Raw genomic sequence first — 1,110 nt, 5'->3', positions numbered from 1 at the left:
ACGCCGGCCGGGCCGCCGGTGAGCGCGGCCGCACCGTCCGCCGGCGGCTCGCCGGCCTCGCCTTCCTGCTGGTGCCGGTGCTCCTCGTCCGGCTCTCCCTCGCCGTCTACGGCAAGGAGTTCAGCGACGACGCCACCGTCACCGTGCTCACCCCCGCCGCCGGCAACGAGATGCGGCGCGGCGCGGAGGTCAAGCTGCGCGGCGTGGTCGTCGGCGAGGTGCGCGAGGTCCGCGCCGACGGGACCGGCGCCCGGCTCACCCTCGCCATCGACCCCGGCCACCTGCCCCGGGTGCCCGCCGACGTCACCGCACGCCTGCTGCCCACCACCCTGTTCGGCGAACGGTTCGTCGCCCTCGTCCCGCCGCCCGGCACGACCGCGACCGCCCGCCCGCTCGCCGCCGGGGCCGTCATCCCCCCCGACCGCACCGCCAACGCCGTCGAACTCGAACAGGTCCTCGACCAGGTGCTGCCGCTGCTCACCGCCGTCAAACCGGAGAAGCTGTCCGCCACCCTCACCGCCATGGCCCAGGCCCTCGACGGCCGCGGCGAACAACTCGGCGCGACCCTCGTCCGGCTCGACGCCCACCTGAAGAAGCTCAACCCCCACCTGCCCGCCCTCAACCGGGACATCAGCAGGCTCGTCGAGGTCAGCCGGATCTACGCCGACGCCGCCCCCGGCATCCTCGACGCGCTCACCGACGCCGCCACCACCACCGGCACCCTCGCCGAGAAGCGCCAGGCCCTCACCGAGCTGTACGGCGCGACCACCGGCGCCGCCCGGGACGTGACCGCCTTCCTCCGGGACAACCGCGAGAACCTCATCCGGCTCTCCGCCGCCTCCCGCCCCACCCTGGAACTCCTCGCCGAGAACTCCGCCGCCTTCCCCTGCACCCTGCGCACCCTGGCCGGCTTCGTCCCCACCATGGACAAGGCGCTCGGCAAGGGCACCGACCAGCCCGGACTCCATGTGAACCTGCGCACCGTCCCCTCCCGCGGCGCTTACCGGCCCGGCGCCGACCGCCCTGCCTACGACGCCGCCGGCCCCGCGCACTGCTACGCCGTCCCCTACACCGGTGAACCGGCCCCCGCCGCGGCCGCCGGCGCCGGCG

At 75.8% G+C, this 1,110-nt stretch carries 1 protein-coding gene; it reads left to right on the top strand.

Annotation, left to right across the window (positions count from 1 at the left end; genetic code table 11):
• Window positions 1-1,110, top strand: a 1,110-nt coding sequence (locus C6N75_RS29880) for an MCE family protein (protein ID WP_258177691.1), incomplete at both ends; no start/stop codon positions are given.

Origin of the sequence: Streptomyces solincola, from assembly GCF_002982015.1 — a bacterium.
GTDB lineage: Bacteria > Actinomycetota > Actinomycetes > Streptomycetales > Streptomycetaceae > Streptomyces > Streptomyces solincola.
The sequence above is the reverse complement of the archived record's forward strand: the minus strand, read 5'-3'. Positions and strand labels throughout refer to the sequence as shown.